Source organism: Burkholderia sp. Bp9140 (genome assembly GCF_003853425.1).
Taxonomy (GTDB): domain Bacteria; phylum Pseudomonadota; class Gammaproteobacteria; order Burkholderiales; family Burkholderiaceae; genus Burkholderia.
The window spans coordinates 1-23,008 of record NZ_QTPQ01000002.1 but is presented as its reverse complement, the minus strand read 5'-3'; the positions used below and the strand labels follow the sequence as shown (position 1 = coordinate 23,008).

The following is a 23,008-nucleotide window of genomic DNA, read 5'->3' as shown; positions in this document are numbered from 1 at the left end:
GATCGCTTGGTTCACCATAGCCCGGTGCCAGCATTGTCCTATTCCGTTTGGACTAAATGTCGGTGACCAGACATGCGTACATAACAGCGCATGCGAACAAGTCTTCATGCTCAGCCATGCTGCCGCGAAGACTGGTTGACGCGTTGGTATTCGAGGGGCGATATGAACGAGGCCGGCTTTTTGCAAGCCGCGCTGTGCTTCGTGGCGACCACCGGTGTTCTGGCTAAGGTAAGGGCGGCCCGCGAAGCATCAGCGCTGACTGCGAGTTCAGTCTTGAATCAGGAAGCGATTGCGATTCTTCGCATCTTTGATCCAAGCCGGTGCGCGGCCACGGCCCGACCAGGTCGCACCAGTCTTCGGATCGCGATACTTCGCTTCTATGGGCGCCGTCTCCTTCTTGGCCCCCTGAATGTGACGTCTGCCGAAGATGTCCTTCTCGGTGATACCGTATTCCGCAACCTTGGCTCGGATTTCGTCAACTACGGCTTGGAATTCTGCTAGGCGGGCGGCTTCAGTCTTCTCGGACAGAGCTTCAAGTTGATTGCGAAGTTCCTTGTAAGTCGCCATGTTGGCTCCTATCGTTTGCGTTGCGCACATAATAGCGCTTTTGCCCTAAGGGGGGGGCTACAGGTCAGACTCCGAGCTTGCTCGGGTCGATGGAGGAGCGGCTCGTGTGGTTAGAGCTGAATCCAAAATTGACAGGATAACTTGACGACGAGTCAATCAGGCTCGGCTGCAGGGGAGCGTCGGGCGGTGCATCATTGCATATACTCGGTTCGACGGATTACAATTTATCGCCGCCCCCTTCGGAGCTTAACCGGGCCCGCGTTAACGCAGGCTCCCCACGCGGTACCCCCGCGCGGTCAGCGTATCGATCCTATAAGTAGCATAGCCTCATCGAGGTATACAGGAGAAAGACGGCCGGGGGCGGCATCCGAAAAAAGATAAAGCGGGATGACATGCGAACCCATTTGAGTATCGAAGCTATTCTTGAGGAGCTCGCTCGCCAGAAAGTTTTCTGGTTTTCGACGCATGTCCTTGGGATCGCGTACTCTGAGCTCAAAGCCATCATTTACCCTCAGCCACCGTACAAGCACTTCACGATAAAAAAGCGCAATGGAACTGACCGGGTGATCTTGGAGCCACGCAAACGCCTGAAAATCATCCAAGAAAAGGTGTTAGCTTATCTGCAAAATCGAGCCGGGTCCATCAAACCGGCAGTTCACGGGTTTGTGCGCAAACGAAGCATCCTGACCAACGCTCAAGCGCACTGTTCACCGAAGAACCATCACGTCTTCAACATCGATCTCGAAGACTTCTTTCCAAGTATCACCTTCTACCGAGTTCGCGGCGTACTGGAGAAGCAGCCATTCAATTTTTCGCACGAGGTCGCGACAGTTATCGCGCACATCTGCACACTCGACAAGAAATTGCCACAAGGGGCGCCGACGTCGCCGTTCCTGTCCAACATGGTGTGTCGCACGATGGATCGTGATCTTGCAGACCTAGCGCGCCGGAATCTCGCGCGCTACACCAGATACGCTGATGACATCACATTCTCATTTCCTGTCCGCAAGACATCTCGGTTGCCTGCAGCGATCTGCCGGGTCGATGATGACGGAGATGTGTTGATCGGAACGGAACTTCACGACCTAATCGCAAACAAGCACCACTTCAAAGTCAACTCTGCCAAAACCCGGTTGAGCGACCGCACTCGCCGGATGGAGGTGACGGGGTTGACCATCAATCGCTTTCCGAACGTTCCCCGAATCTTTATCGATCGTGTCCGAGGTGCCTTGCATGCGTGGGAGAAGTACGACTACGCGGCTGCGTCAAAGGTTTGGAGCGATCGCGTTGTGGCCGCGTCTACAGGGCCATACGAGAAAAAGCCGTGGAAACGTCAGACACGGAGCGGCAAAGTGCCGGAGTTGAAGAACGTACTATGGGGAAAACTACTCTACGTCCGGATGGTCCGAGGCAAAGATGACCTGATCTACACGCGGCTTGCCGAACGCTACAACGCCGCGGTGCTGAAAACACGGGCCGCTGGGCCTTTCGTCGCGCCGAGACTGCCTGTCGAGCCTGTTGTGCGAGACAAAACGACGGCACGTGAAGCCTGCTTCGTTGTCGAGTGGTGGGGCGACTATCAAAGCGCACCTGGCCATACCGATGACATTCCAATGGGGCAAGGAACTGCCTTTGTCTACCGGGAGCTCAACTTGCTGGTGACTTGCAATCACGTGTTCGAGGGCGTCGCTACGGTGAACAAGCACTCGTTTAACACCGATTTCGACGCACCGGAGATGGTTAATAAAACGCTGACTCTTGTCCAGCCAAGCACGAAGCAGTCGTGGCCGGCGAAGATCTTGTACCGCAATCCACAGATGGACTTCGCCTTGCTCGCCTTTGAGGACCCGCCATCGCATCGGTATTTTTCAGCAATGGATTGCGCTATTGAGTCTGGTGCACAAGGAATCCTTATCGGATTTCCGGCTTACCAGCAATGGAATCTTCCAGATTTCAACGAGCAAAAGGTTCTAAATCGAACCCTGCCCAACGCCGGAATGATTAGTTTCACTCTTTCTAATTCCGGTAGTGTTCGCCCTGGCAACAGTGGTGGGCCGTTTACCGATGATCGTTTTCGGGTCGCAGGAATGGCGCAGCGCGGAGCTTACATGGGCACTGGGCACGACGAGTGTCTTTGCATGGAGGTTATAGACGCCCTTATCTCAGAGTACAAAGCGACGCTTGCCTCGTCTGCTCCAGTGACACCCGCATCGGCGCTGGACGCGGCGCCAATCGTTGCCCCGTCCGGAGCGGTCATCGCCCCGCGGACAGCGGCTCCGGCACCCGCCGATCCGGAGGGGCCGCGACCTCCAGCGGACGCCTGAGCGCGATTGCATAACGGAGCATCTTGTTTTCGGTGTCGATTCGCCCAATCGGTGGGACGACACCGGCAACCCGATATTGGCAATGCTCGGCGTAGACGTAGCTGCTTTGGGTCTCCGCGCGTCTTTGTTGCGCTTGTCTCGGGAACGGGGGAGCCGAACGCTAAAGACCGCTCGAGAGGAACAGTTTGGACTGCTTCGGCTTGTCTACCACATCGGTGTCGCGCATATATCGTGCACGATATTGAGGCTTTCCATCGGCCGATTGTACCGTTGCTTCTCCTTCTGATACCAGAATGGCCAGTGCATCCTTGTACATGGATGCCGTCGCAGGAGACCCATTGCACGTCTCCGAGAAGACCAGGGAGAATGGTTTGGGATTGGTTTGGTCGAAGATCCGTCTTGCGAGCTGAACGACGAGTTCCTTATCCGACTTCGCGCGGGCAACGTCGTCGAACCTGAAGCCTCCGTCGAAATCTTGCAGGAAGCCCATGGTTTGAGGGGCAAGCATGTCAAGGCCGGCGCCACCGTAGTGGACGAAGTGATTGCTGTGTTGCCAGTGAACCTGTTTCATGACGTCTTGGGCCCGGTGATGCTGCGACAGATGTACGAGCCAATATTCGCCGTGACCAGCGCCGGTCCCCCGAATGAAGAAGGGGGTGAAAAAGCCTGCCCCACAGCCGTCGACCAACGCTTCATAGAGTGCGGCCTGAATGAACCTTCTCCAGTCCGCTTCGTTCTGTTTGACCTCGTCGATCGACCTCCCGCCCAAGCGTTTGAAGATGTCGACTTGCAAAGTCGACGAAATCTTCCGGGCGAGCTCGTCATTCGTGTACGTCGCGAACGACGACACATGAAAGGTCAGAACGACTTCCGCGTCGCGGGCGCTGGCGAAGATCTTGCGGATCAGTGATGCCGGCACCTCTGCATAGCCATATTGATCGAGGAAGAACAGCGCAGTGCCAGAGCGAGGCGTATGTCGAGCGACGCGGGCAAGAATTTCGTCGGTCGCCGCACCGAACTCCGCATGCATTATGTGAATGGTGTCGTCGATTGCGCGCTCATAGCCCTCCTGACGCAAGACCTCGCGCAGATGTCCGAGCGCCTTCTTGTCCTTGTCGACGAAGACGTACTGCACATCGAACAAAATGGGCTTGGGCCGGTCCTCATTGATCTTGAACGACGCCTCTTTTACAGCCTGTAGTAGGCGCAAAGGCGAACCCAGTACAAGTTCTCCCGTTCCCTTCAACTGATATCGCCCGCCACCGCAGAAACCATCAACCAACGTGATGCGGAAGCGGTCGCGTCCACGGGCATTGAGCAAGCGTTGCTGAAAATAGCGAATCAGATAGTCAACAAGTACCTGGTGTTTCGTCAGGCTGTGCGGTTCAAGCTCAGCTGGACCGTTGGTCCAATCGTAGTGACGTTTTGCCAAGGTGAGGACCTTCGGGATGGGTTGAGCAGACTAAACGACGATGCGCGGAAATTGATCCCAGTGCTTGCCCGCCAGGACTCTCCCCGCCTTACCTTTGCCGATAGCCGCGACGGAGACTTCGGTGCCGTCTTGCCGGATAACCCGGATGGGGGTATTTTTTTTCAGAACGTCAACCACTTGGTCGACGGGCGCCCAGTGCCCCCATTGCTTAAAGTGGAAGGGCACTTTCGCTCGAGTACATTGACGCTGTAAAGCCGCAGGCCAAGCCGGGTCCATCGGGCGCGCATGCGGGCCGGACTCGCCCCCAGCGATTACCCAATCAACCCGGTTACCTTTCTCGTTCCGTACCAGATACGGCGAGAGGTCGACGGCCGACAGAAGCGGTTCGCAGGAGAGAAATCTCACGGAAGGCGATGAGAATTCCAATAGGTGCTTGATTCTCTTGTGTGCCGTCGCTTGATCCTCGACCGTCGTTCCGAGCCAGACGTTCTTTGGGAAGTCATACCCTTTGGGCAGTTGCTTGCGGACCAGGTGGATTCGCTTCGTGAGGAGTAGCCAGTCGAGGTTTGGCGTCTGGGCGATGAGGTCGAGCAGCCGCCGACGCTCATCGACCAAGTCGGGGCGGTTCTCGAACACATCGGCCATCGATGCACAGAATACACGCCGGCGGACCTTGTCCCTGGCAGCGTCCTTGTCCCATTTGAGGGGTTCTTTCCAGTGGGCGTCGCTGAAAAAGCGTCTCGGGGTGTGGGGGCCCCACAGTCCTTCCCCAAGGCGTTTTGCCCACGTCTCCGCGTAGCAGTGATCGCAGGCCGCCGAAACCTTGACGCAACCCCACCAGGGGTTGAAGGTGTGATGCGTCCATTCGATGCGAGAGTCTTTTCCCATTGCCTGCGGCGTGAATGACCTGATGCGTTATTGTACTCTTCCGAGATACTGCACAAAGGGATAGGCTAGGCGGACGAAGCTGTGTTCAAGCTGGAAAAGGGACGAATTCGCGCTTAAATTGTGCGACGGCGGCGCAGACTCATGTCTCGGCATAAGACCGATGCTTATGTGTAACCTCGCGCAATGGCGCCGGCTGTGCGGTGGAATGCTTTTCCGCACTCGACAACGGATGCACCCGGGGGAGAACATCGTGAAAGACGAGGAAAGGGTTGTACCGGATCCGCTTGACGGACTCCCGGCCATGGTGGTGGGGCGCTGGGTGACGGAGGAGAAACACCGGATCATCAAGCGATACATTGATGCGTCGTGGGCGGCACGACAAAAATTCACGAGCCAGCGCACGTACATTGATCTTTTCGCGGGGACCGGTCGAGTCAAGATCAAACATACCGACATGTTTCAGGACGGGGGGCCGCTTGCTGCGTGGCAGATTGCCCAACAGAAGCGGGGCGCTTTTTCGGATTTTTTCATCGCTGATGCGAATCCGGAATTCCTCGTCGCGTGCGATGCACGCTTGCGTAAGCACGGTGCGCCACTCAAGTCCAAGGCCGGTCGCGCTGACGAGACCATTGACTGGGTCTTGCCGCAGATCAGCGACCGCGGCTTCCATCTCGCACTGCTTGATCCGTTCAACGCGGGACATCTGCATTTCTCTATCATCGAGAAGCTCGCTACCAAGCCGACGATGGACATTGTGGTTCATCTCAGCACCGGAGATATCCAACGCAACATAGCGGCAGGCCTTGAAGCTGACCACTCGCCGCTGGATAGTTTCGCTCCCGGCTGGCGTCACGTTGTGAAGAAGCAGAGTTCAAAGCATGCAATGCGGGATGCGTTCATCGGGCACTGGAGAGCCCTAGTAAGCAACGTGGGGATGCACGTTTGCGACACCATGTACCCGGTCCGGAACAGCAAGGAATCGACCATGTATTGGCTATGTCTTATTGCCAGGCACCCGCTCGCCGATAAGCTGTGGCGTGAAGCGTGTCAGCTGGACACTCGAAGTCTCTTTTGATCCGGACTTGCGCGTGCCGGCAGCGTAGAGCGGACGCCTACTGAACCCCCTGCGAACAGTGCATGCTGGCGAGTTCGTGCGGCGATGTGATCACGAGGCTTTGCGGGACTGTTGCCGATCGGGTGCTTCACGCCAATCACCGAACGCCATGCCTGGTCAACAACCTATCGAAGAATTCGGCGACGCATTGCTGTGCGTGCGGGCCGACCTTGCGTTGTCCGAGGTCGACGTCCATGAACTCATACCCGCCGAAGCGATAGACCTCGTATCCCATCAGCCGTAGGCGGCGGTCCTCCGCGACCATTTCGGCGTAGCGCGGTGCGTTCGCGATGAACCGGTCCGGCGCCAAATCATCCTGTACCGCGTAGTGGTGGCGGCCATCAATCTCAATCACGATGCGCACGCCTTGCTCCAGCATCAGCAGGAAGTCCATGCGCTGTCGCACAAGGAACTGCTCGTCGCCGCGCTGGCGCCGGGTGTACGGGTCGTAGTGTAGGTAGACCTGCGGGATGAGAGCCGGCAATCGATCGCCAAGCGAAACACCGTAGCGTTCGTAGTAGCCTTGAAACACTGCGAATTCCCCCGCAGAGCGGGCACTGAGGACGGCCTGGCGCAGCCGTCGGAATAACTGCTCCTTCGCGCTACCCGGGTCGGTGATGCCGTACATTTCGGCATACCATGCGTATTTCGGCGAAGCCGAACAGCGATTTCGGTTGAAGTCGAACAGGGTTTCCGGAGGAAGGTGAACAGCCGTTTCGGTCGAAGCTGAACAGTTCAGGCGGTTTCCGAAATGCGTGTTCGACTTGCCGAAACGGCTGTTCATCTTCCCGAAATGGGTGTTCATCTTGCCGAAATGACTGTTCATTTCGTCGGAATGACTGTTCGGCGACCCGAAACGGCGGACAGCGTTTCGGTTGGCGGTGCTGCGAATGGCTCAATCCGCCGGCGTTATGGTGGTCTCTTTTTGGAGACGGACCATGCCGGCCCACCGGACGACCATGCGCAGAATAAAAGAAGTGCTTCGCCTGAAATGGACTTGTAATCTGTCTCATCGGCAGGTCAGCGGGGCCTTGGGCGTCGGGCTCGGCACCATCACCCAGTATTTGCAGCTCGCTGCATCGGCAGGCCTGGATTGGGCAACGGTCGAGCCGCTGTCCGAGTCGGACCTCGAGCGGCTGCTCATCAAGCGCGGCGCCGGCCGCACGATGGTTGTTGGCGATCGCGTCGAGCCGGACTGTGCATGGATCCACGCCGAGTTGCGTCGCAAGGGCGTCACGCTGCAGCTGCTCTGGGAAGAATACGTCGGCGCCCATCCCGGCCAGCGGACCTACCGCTACACGCAGTTCTGCCAACGGTACAAGGACTGGGCCCAGACGCTGAAGCGCTCGATGCGCCAGCAGCACCTCGCCGGCGAGAAGCTGTTTGCCGACTTCGCCGGGCCGACCGTGCCGATTCTCGATCGCGCTGGCGGCGTTGCGTTCAAGGCGCACATCTTTGTTGCCGTGCTCGGCGCGTCGAATTACACGTATGCGTGCGCGACCCGCTCGGAGGCTACGCCTGACTGGATCGGCGGCATGATCGGCGCGATGGAATTTTACGGCGGCGTTCCGCGGCTGCTCGTGCCGGACAATCCGAAGGCGCTGATCTCGAATGCCGATCGATACGAGCCCACGCTCGGCCTGACGACACAGGACTTCGTGAATCACTACGATACCGCGATGTTGCCGGCACGGCCGCGCAAGCCGAAAGATAAAGCGAAGGTCGAGGTCGGCGTGCAGATCGTCGAGCGCTGGATCCTTGCTCGGCTGCGGAACCACCGCTTCTACAGCCTTGCCGAACTGAACAAAGCGATCACCGCGCTGATCACCGATCTGAATGCCCGGCCGTTCAAGAAGCTCGAGGGCAATCGCCGCGAGTGGTTCGAGCGTCTCGACCGGCCGGCGCTGCGCCCACTGCCGACGCGTCGGTACGAGATCGCGACGTTCAAGAAATGCCGCGTCAACATCGACTACCACGTCGAAGTCGGCGGCCATTACTACAGCACACCCCATCAGCTCGTTCGGCAAGAGGTTCACGCCCGGGTCACGCGCTTCGGCGTCGAGATCCTGCACGGCGGCAAACGCGTCGCCGCCCATGCCCGCAGTCGACTCAAAGGCAAGTACACCACCGTGGCCGAGCACATGCCGGCGGCGCACCGCGCGCATATGGAATGGACGCCCGGGCGACTGCTCAGTTGGGGCGCATCTATCGGCGCGGGCGCCGAGGCGATCGTGAAGCACCTGCTGACCAGCCGACCGCATCCCGAGATGGGGTACCGCGCGTGTCTCGGCCTGCTGTCGCTGTCGCGCAAATACGGCAAGGAACGCCTCGAGGCGGCCTGCCAACGTGCGCTGGTGATCGGTGCGCCGACGCAGAAGTCGGTACGCAACATCCTGCAATCTGGCTCCGACCGGCAGCCATTGACCCAACGCCGGACAACCGAATGGCAATCGCCGCTGCATGAGAACGTGCGCGGTCCGGAGTACTACCACTGACCCAAGGAGGTCGCGATGTTGATGCAGCAAACTCTCTCTCAACTCAAGGCGCTCAAGCTCGATGGCATGGCGCGCGCGTTCGAGGAACAGGCGGCGCTGACCGCCAGTACGAGCCTGTCGTTCGAAGATCGGTTCGGCATGGTCGTCGAACGCGAGCTCGCCTGGCGCGACACCCGGCGGCTCGAGCGGCTGTTGAAGTCCGCCAAGCTCAAGAATCCGCAGGCGTGTGTCGAAGACATCGAATACAAGCAGAGTCGCGGGCTCGACAAAAGCGTCGTCGCCACGCTCGCGAGTTGCGACTGGATCCGCAACGCGCAGAACATCATCCTGACGGGTGCGACCGGCGCCGGGAAAACGTGGATCGCGTGTGCGTTCGGCCAGCAGGCCTGCCGACAGGGCTTCTCGGTACTGTACGTGCGCGTCGCTCGGTTGTTCGAGGAGCTGAAGATCGCCCACGGTGACGGTAGCTTTACACGACGACTTGCGCAGCTCGCGAAGATCGACGTCCTGTTGCTCGACGACTGGGGGCTGCAGGACGTCGATCCGGGATCGCGCAACGATCTGCTCGAGGTGCTCGACGATCGCGTGGGCACCCGCTCGACGATCATTACCAGTCAGCTTCCGCAGGATCACTGGCACGCCTGGCTTCAGGATCCGACGCTCGCTGATGCGATCCTCGATCGCCTCGTACATCAGGCTCACAAGCTGCCGCTGAAAGGCGAGTCGATGCGCAAGCCGAAGGACACAAACGAAAAAGTAGCTTGATCTCGAACACCCGCAGTACAATCTAAGCACTACGCAGCACCTCCCTCCTGATCTGTTCGACTTCACCGAAACAGGTGTTCACGTTCCCCGAAATACGCAATACCAGTCCCGCAGATCTTTCCAGAGCAGGAGGCCCGAACTGGGTAGGGGGCGATCGAAGACCAGCACCTTGTCGGCATGCTTGACGATCTCGACGTCGTTATTGACCGCGTCGCGAAAGACCAGCTCCGGCTTCTCGCCGATCGAGGCGAAGATCAGGTTTTTCATCGCTCCGGCAACACCAGCTTGCGCCCGGACTACGCCGTAGATGGCGTACCCGGACTCCACGCCGGTCTGCCGAACCGTGAAGCCGTCCCGCCGTAGCGCCGCGCCAATTGCCGTGGCCAACTCCGTTTGATCCACGTCGCGGCGTGTCATGGGGTGCAGAAGCTTGGCCAGCAGCTCGACGAAGCGCGTCTGGCTGCACGTCAGTACGCCGCATCGGGTCAGCAATTCTTCGTGCGACCAGTCGTCGTTGTCCAAGCAGTGCTGGACTATCTGCCCATGCAGACTGATGCGGCCGAGGAGCCCATCGGGATCATCCCGGATGACCGAGACACCGAATACCTCGCTGAGGCAGTCAATCAACGGCAGTTCGCCGAACAGGGATGCCAAGTGGTTCATGGCCTTGAGCACATCACGCCTGACCAACTCGCTTATTCGGTGCTCTGCATGGACCGTCATCTCGCTCACGGTGTCCGCGAGATCCTCTGATGGGTACTCGCGCAACACCCGCATTGCCAAATCGAGAAGAGCTTGCTCGCCCAAGGTGAGGATACGGTGCCGGACGTACAGCCGCTTGCTGTTGAAAGCTTCCTGCGCGTCGCTTTCTTCGACCGCCTGTTGAATCCCCAGGCGGACACATGCGTCGGGAATCTCGTAGGCCTTGGCTGCTGCGACCGCCCGAGCGATATGCTCCCTCAACGTGTCGAGAGGAACGAGTGAAGCCTGCATTGCTTCTCCACGATATTGCACGAGCTGACATTTTGACAGCGTTTAAAGCGAAGTCGGTTCACTAGCGGTCGTGCGTGATCGGTCGCAATCTGCCGGTGAACTCGGCACGGTGCCACCGGGTGCTGACTTCGACGGCTCCGACGTCTCAGATTAGCCTGAATGCGATTAGCGGCAACATGCAGCCTCCGACGAGACGCCGCGTGGTGGCGCGACGAGCGTCTGGAACAGCCGACTTTCACGTGCTGGCGTTCAACGGAACATAAGTCTCTTGGGGTTAAGCCGAAAAAGACCTTTCGATGCAAGGGAGATCTTCTGAGCGGAACTCCGCATGCAATTTTTCGCTGGATGACGCATTTCCAGCACTATACCTCCCCGTCACACGTTGGCCGAGCACGAGCCGCCCGACGAGAGGGCCGCCCCTTCCGCATGAAGGGCTTCGGTGGTGACCGCTGGCGCGGACGGGCATGACCGGTGGCGCGCCGGGGAAATCCGGACGACCACGGGGGTAGGGTTGAGACAGTCCGGCGCGGTGGCGAAGATAGAGCCGCGACCCGAACGTCTATCGGAACCATTCGGCCAGGGAATGGTGGAAGGGCGGCGAGCGACAGCTGGCGGGGCTCCGGCCATTCCGGTTCTGCTCACGTGAGGATATCCTCACAAGCAATCCTCAAGGAAATATACCCTCACCTTAGATACGCTCGACTTTCAAGAGGATATGCTTACGTAAGCATATCCTCCTCGTCACGCGTATCGGGTGTGGCGGCCGCTGCGCGGCTGCTGGCCAGAGGAGCGGTGTACCGCAAGCGCTACCGCGATCACGGTAGTCGCTTTCTGCCGCGTCAATGGCAGTGACCGATCGGTGTACTGAGGGGGGCGAATGTCTGGTACAGTCGCGACTTGCGCTCGTGCGAGTGAAAACCTTGGACTGGCGGTCACTTGCCGTAGGTAGCGAGCGCCTTTTTGGTATGCAATCGAAGCCGGTCATGAGATTTTCGTGGCGCCTTGGACGCCGTTCGGCCACGAGGCACCTTCAGTCGCCAATCTCTTCCTCTGTCGTGGCCGTTGGTATTGTACTCGAGTGCGCACTGATGGCGTTGTCGTTCCTCAACTGCTGCAAAGCCGCCACGACAAGCTTCGGCGCCCTTGCGCGCTCTCGGTCTGATGTCCGAGAGCGTTTTCTCCGCTCAGTGCTCGTACTGGGCCGGCTCGTTGACTAGGCCAACGTGTGTACGCCACGACAATTCGCTGATTTCAAGTACTTGTCGCTCCGTCGGGATAGGCCAAGCGTAGGGGCGCTATGTCAACGACCCGATCGCATCGCGCCTGCGCGGCGGACCTGTCAGCGTTTCTCGGAAGCGGCGAGTTTCGAATACAAATGGATTGCTTTCCGGCGTCGCGCTGATCGTCATGGTGACAGAAGTGGAGCAAGACATCGATGCGGCGTGGCGCCACGACGCCGTGAAAATCCGTGCGCGGGTAGCGATGTTCGGAGCCGCCTTCGTTGGTTTTGTCCATGATGCACGGGGCACAACTGCGGCGCCGGATGCGTGCAGAGTCTGAACTTGTCCTCATGGCGCGAACCGACGGCTCACTGAGCTGAACCATCGTCGCACTTTCAGGGAAGTGCTGGATCGAGAGTGGTGTCACGCTCGCCGACATCGACTGCTTCAGGGACTACACCGATAGAGGAGCCGGCCTTGCCTATTTGTGGTCCCGCGAGACCGGTGTGCGGGCAATGGCGTAGTGATAAAGGTTATTCTTGCTGGGGCCAGTCGGAAGTAGGCCGTAAGCGACACCAACCAGCAATCGCGACACATTTTCCATCGTACTGCGTATCGAATTACAACGTTATGACGAGCACACCAGAGCGATGACCGCGAGCGGTAGCAAGCCGGAATGACGACATGAAAGGTCGTTGTTGGCAGTGCGAATCGCGGAGGCAGAAGACTAGCTTTTTGATGTCACCCTTCAGGATCTTCGTAATACAGTCGATAACCTTCTTGGACGCGCCTCGTGCCGAGGTGTCCATTTCTCGTCCCCGCCCTCACTATTCCCAGAGGGCGGGGTTTTTTCAGTCAGGGCGCATCCGTCGAAGCAACTCCGCGGACGCCCTGATATTGATCAGCTATATCGAGAATGCCATCGGGGACGGAACGTTGGGTGGGCGTATCAAGAAATACACGAACGATGAGAGCGCCGTGCCATCTGGGGCGTTGCCACTGGTCCAATTCTGAATGCCATTGAGCGCATCAGCGCGGAACGCTAGGGAAACACTGATTGTGCGACACGTGCTGCTGCCCATAGCGTGTCGAACGTAAAGTAGTGAGGGCAGCAAAGCTCGTTCTTGTCTTGTCGTATCCCAAGCGCCGAAGTAAGGCGCTTGGAACTGCGACCTGTTGTGCGACCGACAGTTGCCTATCCAGACATGCTCAACTGGTAACGGCTGGGTATGAAGCTTTGGAGACAACGTGCCTCTCGATTGACGGCTCACCCCGGTGACGGGGCGAGTTGACACTGCCAGCCGCCGCGCGGTGTGAGGTGCCAGGCAAGTTCCGTATGCGTAACGTAAGTGAATTGTTGATAAACCTCGTCATTTCCGAAGGGCCAAAGCGGCTGACAGGCCCTGACCAAAAGGTGTGCAGCCGGTTGCTCCTCTAATCAGAAGGAGCACGTCGTCACAAGCGCTGCCGGGGGAAAGACAGACGCTAAATGGATAGGCCCGGGAAGAGCCGGGTCGGCAAGAACGGGAACGTGGTAAGCCCGATTCTCTGCCACGGTTCGGAGCGTCGAATCGTTGGCAGGTGACCCGCGAGGGAAGCTGTTGGGGAAGCGGGTAAGAGAACGCGGAAAAAGCGAATGCCGCTCTGTAATGGAGCGGATAGGGGTTCGAACTTTGCCCTAGCCCGAAAGGGCGCAGACTTCCGCGTGGTGCGGCTGTCGTCGGCCCATGTTTAAGGTTCGACGTAGGGAAGCTTGGAAGAGACTGCTGTACGCAGTTCAGCGCCCTCGTCTCAGCAATGAGATGAACCAACACTATGGCGTTTGCGAAGGTCTTGTGCAGTACGACGAGACCGGCATCAGGTGATGATGCTTTAGCTGTGCTTGAGCCGTTTGCGGTGAAAGTCGCTTGGGCGGTTCTTTGGGGAGGGGGCGGCAGTAATGCCGTCTCCTTACCCGCTTAATCAGTTCGGCGGTCATCGCTGACGTAGCCGAGGGCGTTGTAAAAGATAGTTCACGGAACGAAGCCACGACGATGAAACGGCAAATGAGCTTTGCGGAAGCGGAAAGCGCGGGCAAGAAGCGCGTGACCAGGCGCCAGCGTTTTCTGGACGAGATGGAGAAGCTGGTGCCGTGGTCGCGGTTGCTGACGGCAATCGAGCCGTACTACCCGAAGGGAGCGCGCGGCCGCCCGCCGATCGGTCTGGAGCGGATGCTTCGAATCTACTTCCTGCAGCAGTGGTACAGCCTGTCGGACGAAGGGCTGGAGGACGCGCTGTATGACAGCATCGCGATGCGGGCCTTCGCAGGGATTGATCTGGCCGTCGAGAACGTGCCGGATGCAACCACGCTGTTGAAGTTCCGGCGCCTGCTGATCGAGCATGACCTGACGCGCAAGCTGTTCGACGAGATCGGCATGTCGCTGTGCGAACGCGGGCTGATGATGAAGGAAGGCACGCTGGTCGATGCGACGATCATCGAAGCGCCGCCGTCGACCAAGAACGCCGAGAAGCGTCGCGATCCAGACATGCATCAAACGAAGAAAGGCAACGAGTGGCACTTCGGCATGAAGGTGCACATCGGTGTCGATGCTGATTCGGGGCTGGTTCACAGCGTGGTCGGCACGTCTGCCAATGTGTCGGATGTTTCGCAAGCGCACGCGCTGTTGCACGGTCACGAGCAAGAAGCGTTCGGCGACGCGGGCTATATCGGCGTAGACAAGCGCGATGACATGAAGGGCCAGTCGGTGACGTGGCGCGTGGCGGCCAAGCGGGGCAAGATCAAGGCGATGCAGGACGGTCCGCTGAAGGATCTGGTGATCGAGGTCGAGCGAACCAAGGCGCAGATCCGCGCGCGGGTCGAGCATCCGTTTCATGTCGTCAAGAACTTGTTCCGTCATCGCAAGGTGCGCTACAAGGGGCTGCTTAAGAACACGGCGCAACTGTTCAGTCTGTTCGCCCTGGCGAACCTGGTGATCGCGCAATACCGGTTGAGGTCGGTTCATGGGAGCAGTCCGTCATGTGTGTGAAAGATGCGAGAAATGAAGTGCATCCTCGGGACGAACTTCTCCGAATGGGCCGCGTTTCACTTCGGCATCCGGAAATTCCGCACCAGTGTCGCCGACGACCTCGCGCCGTCCGCTATTAATCAGCGATTCCCTAGAGGATAACACCAACTGAACTCGCCAGCCGGTGCAGAGTCCGGTCCGATGCAGGGCATCACAAAGCAGGCGGAACACTACAACTAATGCCAGGTAGAAATTGGGGCTAGCGATGAAGCAAAATATCTCTATTTTGAGTTGGACTATCTCCTTGGCCAAGGTTAGTCCATGAGTTTAGAATCAAGCGAATAATTTCGGCTTCGCTGTCAGCCAAGAATCCGTCTGCAATGGCAACCGTGAAACACATTTCCAGCACTTTGCGGCGCAATACAGGAGAGTCTATCTCGCGAGTAACCATGTCTACGGCTGCCGCGTCGATGTGGTTTGTCGAGTGGAAATGGCTGGTTTGAAGATCTTCGTGCAGGGCCTTCATCACTTGGGCAAATTCGTCCGCCTCCAGTCCGAGTTGACGGGAGACGCCGAGCGTTTCGATGACTTGTTCTTCGCGTCGATCGACATGCCCATCGACTGTCAAAATTAAAGCGACTATACGGGCCGCAGCTTGAGGGCTATTCGGGAGATAACTTCTCATGTTGATTTTTAATAAAAATGGTATGAAATCTAACACTTAAAACGCGCAATTGATGTGAAGCAGTAGCGTTTCGATAGTGTGGCAGACGATTAGTCATGCGTGGTGAGAAAGTCTCGTGATCTGCCGTATTTTGTTTGGATTGATCCATGCGTGACTTTGCGTCATCGCGTAAACGAATCATTGGCATGGTCGACCGCGTTCAGTGATGAATAAAAAAGGGCGTCAAAAATCAAGACGCCCAAGGCTTCGGTCCTATAACCGAAACCGCGTGGAAACTGAAAAAATCGGCTTGATGGTCTGCCATCCGGGCTCGCGACGAGGCATCACGCATATTGCGCGTGATAATTCGGCGCCGCGGCTTGATCGAACCAGTGATCGGTCAAGAGAATCGTTGGCGAGCGCAACAGGTCTGGTCGACGGGAGCTTAGGGCAATGCAATCAACACCGTGCTCTTCGACCTCCGTAGCATGAGAGCGAATTACTCAGCCCCGGCCTTGTCTCTCTACTTCACGATGTCGAACGGATCTGGAACCGTATGCTGGTTTGCATTGTTCCAATAGTTCTGAAGCACAAACCCGTACTCAGGCAGATTCTGAATAAACGGAGCGAGCATGTCATTTGCACTGGGAAGTTTCCAATCGGCTTGCAGTTCGCAGGCGAGCGGGAAGGTAGTCACAAGCTGTGCACCAGCGTTCGCCATGCGTGACATGGCAGCACTTGCCTCATAGGCATTCCACGCACCACAGGCGTCGATGACGGGGAATACCTTGTAACCATCTTGCAGCATTGCGAGCGTGGGGAATGCGCAGCAAGTACCGATTGTCACACCGGAAATGATGATGTGACGCCGCCCGGTTCGGGAAACGAGGTCCTCAAGCGCACGTCGGAATGTCGGATCCTCGTAGCAATTAATGATACCGGTGCGACGATAGATCGGTTCGTTATCGAAGATCTCCTTAAGCTCGGGAAGGGTGTCCCCGTTTTGCCATTGTGCGTTCGAGGTCGAGAGCAATACCGGAATTTGCAGCGCTTTTGCGGTGCGTGCCAGCCCGACAACGTTGTTGCGATATTCGGCCAACGAAGCGAAGTCGCGTACCCCGGCCATCAAGCCGATCTGATGATCGATGAAGAGCATGATCGCATTGTTTGGGGTCGGCTTGTCGTACGGCACGCGCCCGGCACGTTGTGCATCATCTGCAGAAACAGCGGGAGGTAAAACCTGATTGGTCGTGGGGCTGATGATATCGGCTACTCTGGCACTCATTGCGTTCTCCAAGGTCGGTAGTTGCATGTGGCTAGATCACAGCGCCACAGTCGAAGCCGACGGTAGCATGCAGATCCGCAACACGTAAGGTACTTACCTGTGTGAAAGCGGCTCCGAGACGAATCGAGCTTGTACAAACCCGGCCGGCGAAATAGCGCTTATGAGCTACAGCCCAAAGCTAAGTTGTCCGCTCAGGACCAAGGCTAAGCGCACCAGAGGGAGGAGGCTGCGTAGCTCGACCATTGGTCGACACAAAGTTTGGAGAACCTCAGGAGTTATCGTGGGACGGCGCCAGCAACATTTTCTCGACGAACGCTTTCCGCTCTTCCTTTTGCGCTTTCGTGCCCTGATCTGACAGCAGTGACTCCGACAACTCATAGCTATAGAGCACAAACGCGCGCGCCCGCGCCTCAGAAATACTGTATCCCATAGCACTAAAGCATTGTGCGATGTACGACAGGCGCTTAGCGTCGACCTCGTCCACGATGGCGCGGGCCATTTCGTCACGGCGCGCCCATGCGCGAATGGCAAGTTCGGTCGCGGCGGCTTCATGCGCAGCCGCGCCGCGGAATGGCAGGCTGAGAAGATCCCGTACCAATTCGCGCGCCGGTAGCGCCCGGCTTTCGAAGCGGAAGATGATCTGCTCGGTGGCCTCATCGCGCCAAGCGGTCAGCATTCTCCGTAGAAGATCGTCGCGGTCCTTGAAGTGCCAGTAGAAGCTACCTTTGGTTACACCCATTTCCTTCGCTAGGGCCTCGACGCGAACCGCGTCAACGCTCTTGGTAACCAACAGCCTGCGAGCGCCGGCAATCCAAACATCAGGACCGAATTGGCCGCGGCTACCTTGCGGTATTTGGCTATCCACCATCTCGACTCCAACGGAAATTGATCATTGTACCCTTCCGAAACATACGCATAGGTATGTACAAAGCACAACGGTAAAGCCTGAATCGGGACGAAATTTTGCGCGTTTACCCGAACGAATCGAGTATTGACGAAAGGCAGGTCGCCTCATAACATACCCATACGTATGCGTATGGAGCGAAACGATATGTCGAACTTTGATGGTGTTGGGCAGACCTTGATGGCGGCGGCGCACAAAACGAACTACTTCGACTTGGGCAAGGGGAAGCCGCTGTTTCTGCTGCACGGCTCAGGTCCGGGCGTGTCGGGCTGGAGCAACTGGAAGGGCGTAATGCAGGATCTCTCCGAGCAGTTTCGGGTGATCGTGCCGGACATCGCAGGCTTCGGTTTCACCGAGTTCAAGGAGGACAACAAATACGACATCAAGCTGTGGGTGCGTCACTTGGTTGGCATCATGGAAGCGCTGGGCATCGCGAAGGCTTCGTTTGTCGGTAACTCATTCGGAGGTGCGCTGGCTCTGGGTTTGGCCACGTTTGATCCCTCGCGAGTGGAGCACCTTGTGCTGCTCGGAACGCCCGCCGGAGAATTTGAGCAGACGCCTGGCCTTCGGTCGGCATGGGAATACGAGCCGTCGCTGGAGAACATGGAACATGCCATGCGCTTGTTCCCGTATGACCAGTCAATCATCACGCCCGAGATGGTGGAGTCCCGCTATAAGGCAAGTGCGCGCCCGGGGGCGCAGGACGCGCTGCGCAAGCTTCTGCCGAAGCCCAATGCCGAAGGCCCGACTATCGTCAAGGCTTTCCCCGAGAGTGTGGTAGCCAAGATCGAAGCGCCCACGCTGGTGCTGCATGGCCGCGAGGACCGTGTTGTGCCTCCGTCGTGTGGACAATTGCTGGCGCGTGCGATTCCGAATGCCGATCTGCATCTGTTTGGCCGATGTGGTCATTGGGTGCAGACTGAGCGCCGCGCAGACTTCCTCCACCTTGTCCGAAATTTCTGCGCGTAAAGCCATGAGCCGAAACGTCCTTGAACGCGTTCTGCATCAGCTCACCGTAGATCGCGCTGCAAAACAACGCTTCCGCGAAGACGCGGTTGCGCATCTAGCGCGCTTTGCGCTTACCGATGACGAGCGCGACATGTTGATCGGCTTCGATGTGCTCGGCCTGCAGAAAGCGGGGGTTAATCCGATGCTCACCATGGGTTTCTGGCAGGAGCTTTCTCCTGAGCGCGACATGCGCGCCTACATGAAGAAGTTGCGCCCCCTGGGCGCATCCGAGGCGGTGCATAGCGCCGCCCTCAAGCAATAGACAGCGAGAGAGCAATGGGACAAATCGTCGGCGGCTTTTTGGTGCCGCATGACCCAGTGATGTTCGTGGCGCCGGAGGCACCGGCCCCTGCCGTGCGCGAGCGAATGTGGGATGCCTTCAGGCTATGCTCAGCACGGCTGGCAGCGCTCGAGCCAACCGCCGTGGTGATCGTAGGTGCCGACCACTACATGCTGTTCGGCACGACGTGCTTGCCAAGCTATCTGATCGGAACGGGCGATGTCGATGGCCCGCTTGATGCGATGCCGGGCCTGAAGAGAGGCGTGATTCCGAACAATGAAGCCCTCGCCAGCCACATCGCAGCCGACGGCCACGCACGCGGTTTCGATTGGGCGGTAGCGCGCGCGCTGACGGTTGATCATGCGGTTGGCATTCCAAACCAACTGATTGTCGAGCCACTGCGCCAAAGTGGTCATCGTGTTGCCACAATTCCGGTTTATCTGGCTGCGGGCGTGGACCCCTACATTCGCATTGCGCGCGCAATTGATGTGGGGCGGCAGATTCGAGAGGCCGTCGAATCCTTTCCAGAGCGGGAGCGTGTCGCAGTTATCGGCAGCGGCGGCATCAGCCACTGGGTAGGCACGGCCGAGATGGGACGCGTCAATGAAGTGTTCGACCGGGAGATTCTCGACTACGCCTTGCGTGGCGACACGGGGGCAATGTCCGCGCTGAGCGACGACTACATCCTCGCGAACGGAGGCAATGGCGGCATGGAAATTCGCAATTGGGCCTGTGCAATGGGCGCCTTGGAAGGTGCGCGCGGCGAGGTTCTGGCCTACGAGGCGGTGCCGGAATGGGTGACGGGCCTCGGCTTCGTACAACTGCACTGCCAAGAGGCAGATGGACGGCAAAGATGAGCAACAAAGTTTTCCTGATCAAGCGCGATGCGCTCCAGCCGGGACAAGTCTGCAAGGTTGAGACGGCAGGTTGCCCGCTGGCGGTCTATAACGTTGACGGCGCGTTTTACGCCACAAGCGACATCTGTACCCATGCGACTGCATCGTTGTCCGAGGGCGAAATCGTGGACGGCGACCTGATCGCGTGTCCCGTGCACGACGGACAGTTCCATATTCCGACGGGGCAGGCAATGGGCTTTCCTTGCACGGTCGATTTACGCACCTACCGCGTCATCGAGGATGGAGAGGAGATTTTCGCCGATCTCGATGAAGAATCCGAAGCCGCGTCGTCGACCATTTGAGGAGACAGACCATGACACACAACTGCACTGGAAATTGCGAGCGGCTGCGAAAAGACCCTGTCAGCGAGCCGTTGCGCGATCTCGATAAGCTGATCGACTTGGACAGCGGCCGTTTGTCGCGCCGGGTTTACTGGGACCACCGAATCTATGAACAGGAGCTCGAGAAGATCTTTGCGCGTAGCTGGCTGTTCCTGGCGCACGAGTCGCAGATTCCGAGAGCCGGCGACTATCTGTCCACCTACATGGCGGAAGACAACGTCCTGGTCGTGCGGCAGAAGGATGGATCCGTGAAGGCATTCTTGAACACATGCCCGCACCGAGGCAACCGGCTCAGCTTTAGCGATGCCGGCAATGCCCGCAGCTTCGTCTGCAACTATCACGGCTGGAGCTTCGGCATCGATGGTGCGTTGCGCGGCATGGCCGGCGAGGAGCTGTTTGACCAAAGCGGCATGAACAAGGCCGAACACGGCCTGCACCAAGTGGCGAACGTGGCCAGCTACAAGGGGCTGATTTTCGGCAACATGGACCCGGATGCGCCCACGCTCGAATCCTACCTGGGCGATTTCCGCTACTACCTCGACGTCATGCTCGACATGGACAGCGAAGGAACGGAATTCGTTGGTGGTTGCGTCAAGTCGGTCATCAACTGCAACTGGAAGGTTCCGGTCGAGAACTTCATCGGTGACATTTATCACGCTCTGTGGACGCATGATTCCGCCGCACGTGCAATGCTGGGTGGCCCGGTGGCCGAGGTCTACAAGGATCCGGACTCCTATCACGTGAACTTCAATGGCCACGGCTGGGAATTCAACCTCGATATCGTTGGCAACGCAGCAACGCTCGGAGACAAGGAGATTCGCAAATATCTCTACGGCATCCAGCCAAAAGTGGCGGAGCGTCTGGGAGAACTGCGCTCCAAGATGATCGGCTCGATCTCGTCGGCTAGCGTGTTTCCGAATCTGTCCTTTTTGCCGGGGCAGAATTCATTCCGAGTTTGGCACCCGCGTGGCCCAGGCAAGATCGAATTGCACACCTGGACCATCGTCAACAAGAGCGCACCGCAGGACATCAAGGAGCGCTGGCTCAAGGGCGCGATGATGACGTTTTCGCCGTCAGGCGTGTTCGAGATGGATGATGGGGAGAACTTCGAGTTCTCCACGCGCACCAATACCGGTTTTGTGACGCGTCAACAAGACCTGTACATGGGACTGGGGCGGGGCAGCCGTCTGGGCGATACCGACCTTCCGGGCAACGTCTATCGCAATCAGGTTAACGAAGCTAATCACCGTGCCTTCTACCGGCGCTGGCTCGATCTGATGCAAGCACAGCATTGGCGCGATGTGCCCCGGCGTGATCAAGCCAATTTGCCGGAGAGTGCTTTTGAGCATTCTGATACCAACACGGGCGCGCGGGAGGTTGCATGAGCACATTGCTTGAACCGACTGCGAGCAACGAGGCCGCAGAAAACACTGCGCGCACTGTGGATCTCGAAACGTCACACTGCATCGAACAGTTCCTGTTCCGCGAAGCACGCTTGCTCGACCACGAGCGTTGGGAGGACTGGCTCGCCTTGATGACTGAAGACATTCATTACTGGATGCCAGCTATCGAAAACCGTCGACGTGCCGACAAGATCGGTGCGTACACGCACGGGCGGGGCGCTTTCTTTGACGACAACCACGTCGATCTCAGCCGCCGCGTGGCACGCTTCAAGCAGCCATCGGCTTGGGCAGAGGATCCTCCGACGCGGCACGTGCACGTTATCAGCAACGTCGAGGCACTGACGGGACCGCACCCAGGCGAATTCATCGTGCATTCGGTCTTCGTGAATTATCGCAGCCGAGGCGAAGCGGACAACGATCTGCTGTTAGGGCGCCGCGAAGACTTGCTGCGCGCGCATGGCGACGAGTATCGAATCGCGCGGCGCAAGATCGTCATCACGCAGTCGCTGCTGATGTCCAAAAACCTCAACACATTCCTCTGACCATGGGTTGGCTTGACAATGACGTTGCGCTGGTAACCGGCGCTAGCTCCGGGATCGGTTTGGCCGTGGTGCGCCGTTTCTTGGCCGAAGGTGCACGTGGCATCGGTGTGCTGGTGCGTAGCACGAGTGCCGCAGACGAGATGCATGCGGAATTTGGTGATCGTGTGGCCGTCACTATCGGCGATGTGCGCTCGGACGAGGCTAATGCCGAGGCGGTCGCCGCGACGGTGGCCGCCTTCGGCAAGCTTGATACGCTGGTCGCTAACGCCGGCGTGTGGGATCACTTTGCCTCGCTTCGCAAGTTCACCGACGGCAAGCAGCTCACGCAGGCCTATCGCGAGATCTTCGACACAAATGTGTTGGGCTACCTTCTGGCAGCCTACGCCTCGGCGCCGGCACTGCGTGAGACGCGTGGCAGCATGATATTCACGCTGTCCAACGCCGCCTTTTATGCGGGTGGCGGTGGGCCAGCCTATGTGGCTTCTAAGCATGCTGGAGTTGGCCTGGTCCGTCAGATTGCCTACGAACTAGCACCGGACGTTCGCGTCAATGCGGTCGCCCCTGGTGGTACGGTCACCCCGCTTAAGGGTCCCGAATCGCTTGGCAAGCAGGGCGCCAAACTGTCGGAGATTCCGGGTTTTTCAGATGCCGTGGCTAATGCGGTGCCGCTGGGCTTCATCGCACAGCCGGAGGACCACACTGGCCATTACGTGCTGTTGGCCTCGCGGCGTAACTCCCCGGCCACAACGGCGGCCATTCTGCAAAGCGACGGCGGGTGGGAAGTGCGCGGTAGACCGGGGCGTAAGACTTAGAAGCGCTAACACAATGAATTTTGGAGCTGTCGCCAGCAGATGATGCAGCAGGCGATTTTCATGAATGCCT

The 23,008-nt window shown here is 58.3% G+C and carries 20 protein-coding genes and 1 pseudogene; 13 read left to right on the top strand and 8 right to left on the bottom strand.

The features are described 5' to 3' along the window. Positions 1-267 precede the first annotated feature (267 nt). Positions 268-567, bottom strand: a complete 300-nt coding sequence (locus DIE21_RS01725; RefSeq protein WP_124495444.1) for an H-NS family nucleoid-associated regulatory protein — start codon at positions 565-567, stop codon at positions 268-270. Between the two features lie 404 nt (positions 568-971). Between DIE21_RS01725 and DIE21_RS01720 the strand changes: the two genes are divergently transcribed. After that, a complete protein-coding gene (locus tag DIE21_RS01720; protein ID WP_260432258.1) occupies positions 972-2,891 on the top strand; it encodes a reverse transcriptase domain-containing protein in 1,920 nt (639 codons plus the stop codon). 160 nt (positions 2,892-3,051) lie between these two features. Here the strand turns inward: DIE21_RS01720 and DIE21_RS01715 are convergent, their stop codons facing one another. Beyond that, entirely contained in the window at positions 3,052-4,323 is a 1,272-nt protein-coding gene (locus tag DIE21_RS01715; protein ID WP_124495439.1) for a three-Cys-motif partner protein TcmP, read from the bottom strand. Positions 4,324-4,353: 30 nt separating this feature from the next. Beyond that, the gene (locus tag DIE21_RS01710) at positions 4,354-5,211 is read right to left on the bottom strand and encodes a DUF5131 family protein (RefSeq protein ID WP_124495437.1); all 858 of its coding nucleotides are present in this window, start codon (positions 5,209-5,211) and stop codon (positions 4,354-4,356) included. Between the two features lie 250 nt (positions 5,212-5,461). Here DIE21_RS01710 and DIE21_RS01705 point away from each other — a divergent pair, with 250 nt between their 5' ends. Next, entirely contained in the window at positions 5,462-6,286 is an 825-nt protein-coding gene (locus DIE21_RS01705) for a three-Cys-motif partner protein TcmP (RefSeq protein ID WP_185642719.1), read from the top strand. A 136-nt stretch (positions 6,287-6,422) separates the two neighbouring features. Here DIE21_RS01705 and DIE21_RS01700 read toward each other — a convergent pair whose 3' ends face one another. Beyond that, on the bottom strand, positions 6,423-7,151 hold the full coding sequence (locus tag DIE21_RS01700; RefSeq protein ID WP_124495435.1) for a hypothetical protein: 729 nt from the start codon (positions 7,149-7,151) through the stop codon (positions 6,423-6,425). 112 nt (positions 7,152-7,263) lie between these two features. Between DIE21_RS01700 and istA the strand changes: the two genes are divergently transcribed. After that, complete coding sequence (gene istA, locus DIE21_RS01695) at positions 7,264-8,820, top strand: IS21 family transposase (protein WP_124495433.1); 1,557 nt, start codon at positions 7,264-7,266, stop codon at positions 8,818-8,820. Between the two features lie 15 nt (positions 8,821-8,835). Next, positions 8,836-9,585 carry an IS21-like element helper ATPase IstB gene (gene istB / locus DIE21_RS01690; protein WP_059913564.1) on the top strand — a complete coding sequence of 250 codons (750 nt, stop codon included), beginning with the start codon at positions 8,836-8,838 and terminating at the stop codon, positions 9,583-9,585. A gap of 78 nt (positions 9,586-9,663) precedes the next feature. On the opposite strand, the gene DIE21_RS01685 is transcribed toward istB, so the two are convergent. Next, positions 9,664-10,578, bottom strand: a complete 915-nt coding sequence (locus tag DIE21_RS01685) for a hypothetical protein (protein WP_124495431.1) — start codon at positions 10,576-10,578, stop codon at positions 9,664-9,666. Between the two features lie 1,241 nt (positions 10,579-11,819). Here DIE21_RS01685 and DIE21_RS37600 point away from each other — a divergent pair. After that, positions 11,820-12,240: pseudogene (locus DIE21_RS37600) on the top strand (hypothetical protein); the annotation flags it as partial. A gap of 1,591 nt (positions 12,241-13,831) precedes the next feature. Next, entirely contained in the window at positions 13,832-14,824 is a 993-nt protein-coding gene (locus DIE21_RS01680; protein ID WP_124495429.1) for an IS5 family transposase, read from the top strand. Between the two features lie 238 nt (positions 14,825-15,062). Here DIE21_RS01680 and DIE21_RS01675 read toward each other — a convergent pair whose 3' ends face one another. The 3 genes from DIE21_RS01675 to DIE21_RS01665 form a co-directional block, all read right to left on the bottom strand. After that, positions 15,063-15,488 (bottom strand): TerB family tellurite resistance protein, encoded by a 426-nt coding sequence (locus DIE21_RS01675; protein WP_124495427.1) that lies wholly within the window; start codon positions 15,486-15,488, stop codon positions 15,063-15,065. A gap of 502 nt (positions 15,489-15,990) precedes the next feature. After that, positions 15,991-16,752 (bottom strand): isochorismatase family protein, encoded by a 762-nt coding sequence (locus DIE21_RS01670; RefSeq protein ID WP_124495425.1) that lies wholly within the window; start codon positions 16,750-16,752, stop codon positions 15,991-15,993. A 268-nt stretch (positions 16,753-17,020) separates the two neighbouring features. Continuing rightward, complete coding sequence (locus DIE21_RS01665) at positions 17,021-17,620, bottom strand: TetR/AcrR family transcriptional regulator (protein WP_124495423.1); 600 nt, start codon at positions 17,618-17,620, stop codon at positions 17,021-17,023. 183 nt (positions 17,621-17,803) lie between these two features. On the opposite strand from DIE21_RS01665, the gene DIE21_RS01660 reads away from it, so the two are divergent. The 7 genes from DIE21_RS01660 to hcaB are packed head-to-tail and all read left to right on the top strand — an operon-like array spanning position 17,804 to position 22,938. Further along, positions 17,804-18,625, top strand: coding sequence for an alpha/beta fold hydrolase (locus tag DIE21_RS01660; protein ID WP_124495421.1), 822 nt, complete (start codon positions 17,804-17,806; stop codon positions 18,623-18,625). A 4-nt stretch (positions 18,626-18,629) separates the two neighbouring features. Continuing rightward, positions 18,630-18,926, top strand: coding sequence for an extradiol ring-cleavage dioxygenase (locus DIE21_RS01655; RefSeq protein WP_124495419.1), 297 nt, complete (start codon positions 18,630-18,632; stop codon positions 18,924-18,926). Between the two features lie 14 nt (positions 18,927-18,940). Beyond that, a complete protein-coding gene (locus DIE21_RS01650) occupies positions 18,941-19,801 on the top strand; it encodes a protocatechuate 3,4-dioxygenase (protein ID WP_124495417.1) in 861 nt (286 codons plus the stop codon). Continuing rightward, on the top strand, positions 19,798-20,142 hold the full coding sequence (locus DIE21_RS01645; RefSeq protein WP_124495415.1) for a non-heme iron oxygenase ferredoxin subunit: 345 nt from the start codon (positions 19,798-19,800) through the stop codon (positions 20,140-20,142). Before DIE21_RS01650 ends, DIE21_RS01645 begins: the two co-directional genes overlap by 4 nt. An 11-nt stretch (positions 20,143-20,153) precedes the next feature. Next, entirely contained in the window at positions 20,154-21,566 is a 1,413-nt protein-coding gene (locus DIE21_RS01640; RefSeq protein ID WP_124495413.1) for an aromatic ring-hydroxylating dioxygenase subunit alpha, read from the top strand. Beyond that, a complete protein-coding gene (locus DIE21_RS01635) occupies positions 21,563-22,126 on the top strand; it encodes a 3-phenylpropionate/cinnamic acid dioxygenase subunit beta (protein WP_124495411.1) in 564 nt (187 codons plus the stop codon). Before DIE21_RS01640 ends, DIE21_RS01635 begins: the two co-directional genes overlap by 4 nt. A gap of 2 nt (positions 22,127-22,128) precedes the next feature. Then, a complete protein-coding gene (gene hcaB / locus DIE21_RS01630; RefSeq protein WP_124495409.1) occupies positions 22,129-22,938 on the top strand; it encodes a 3-(cis-5,6-dihydroxycyclohexa-1,3-dien-1-yl)propanoate dehydrogenase in 810 nt (269 codons plus the stop codon). Positions 22,939-23,008 lie beyond the last annotated feature (70 nt).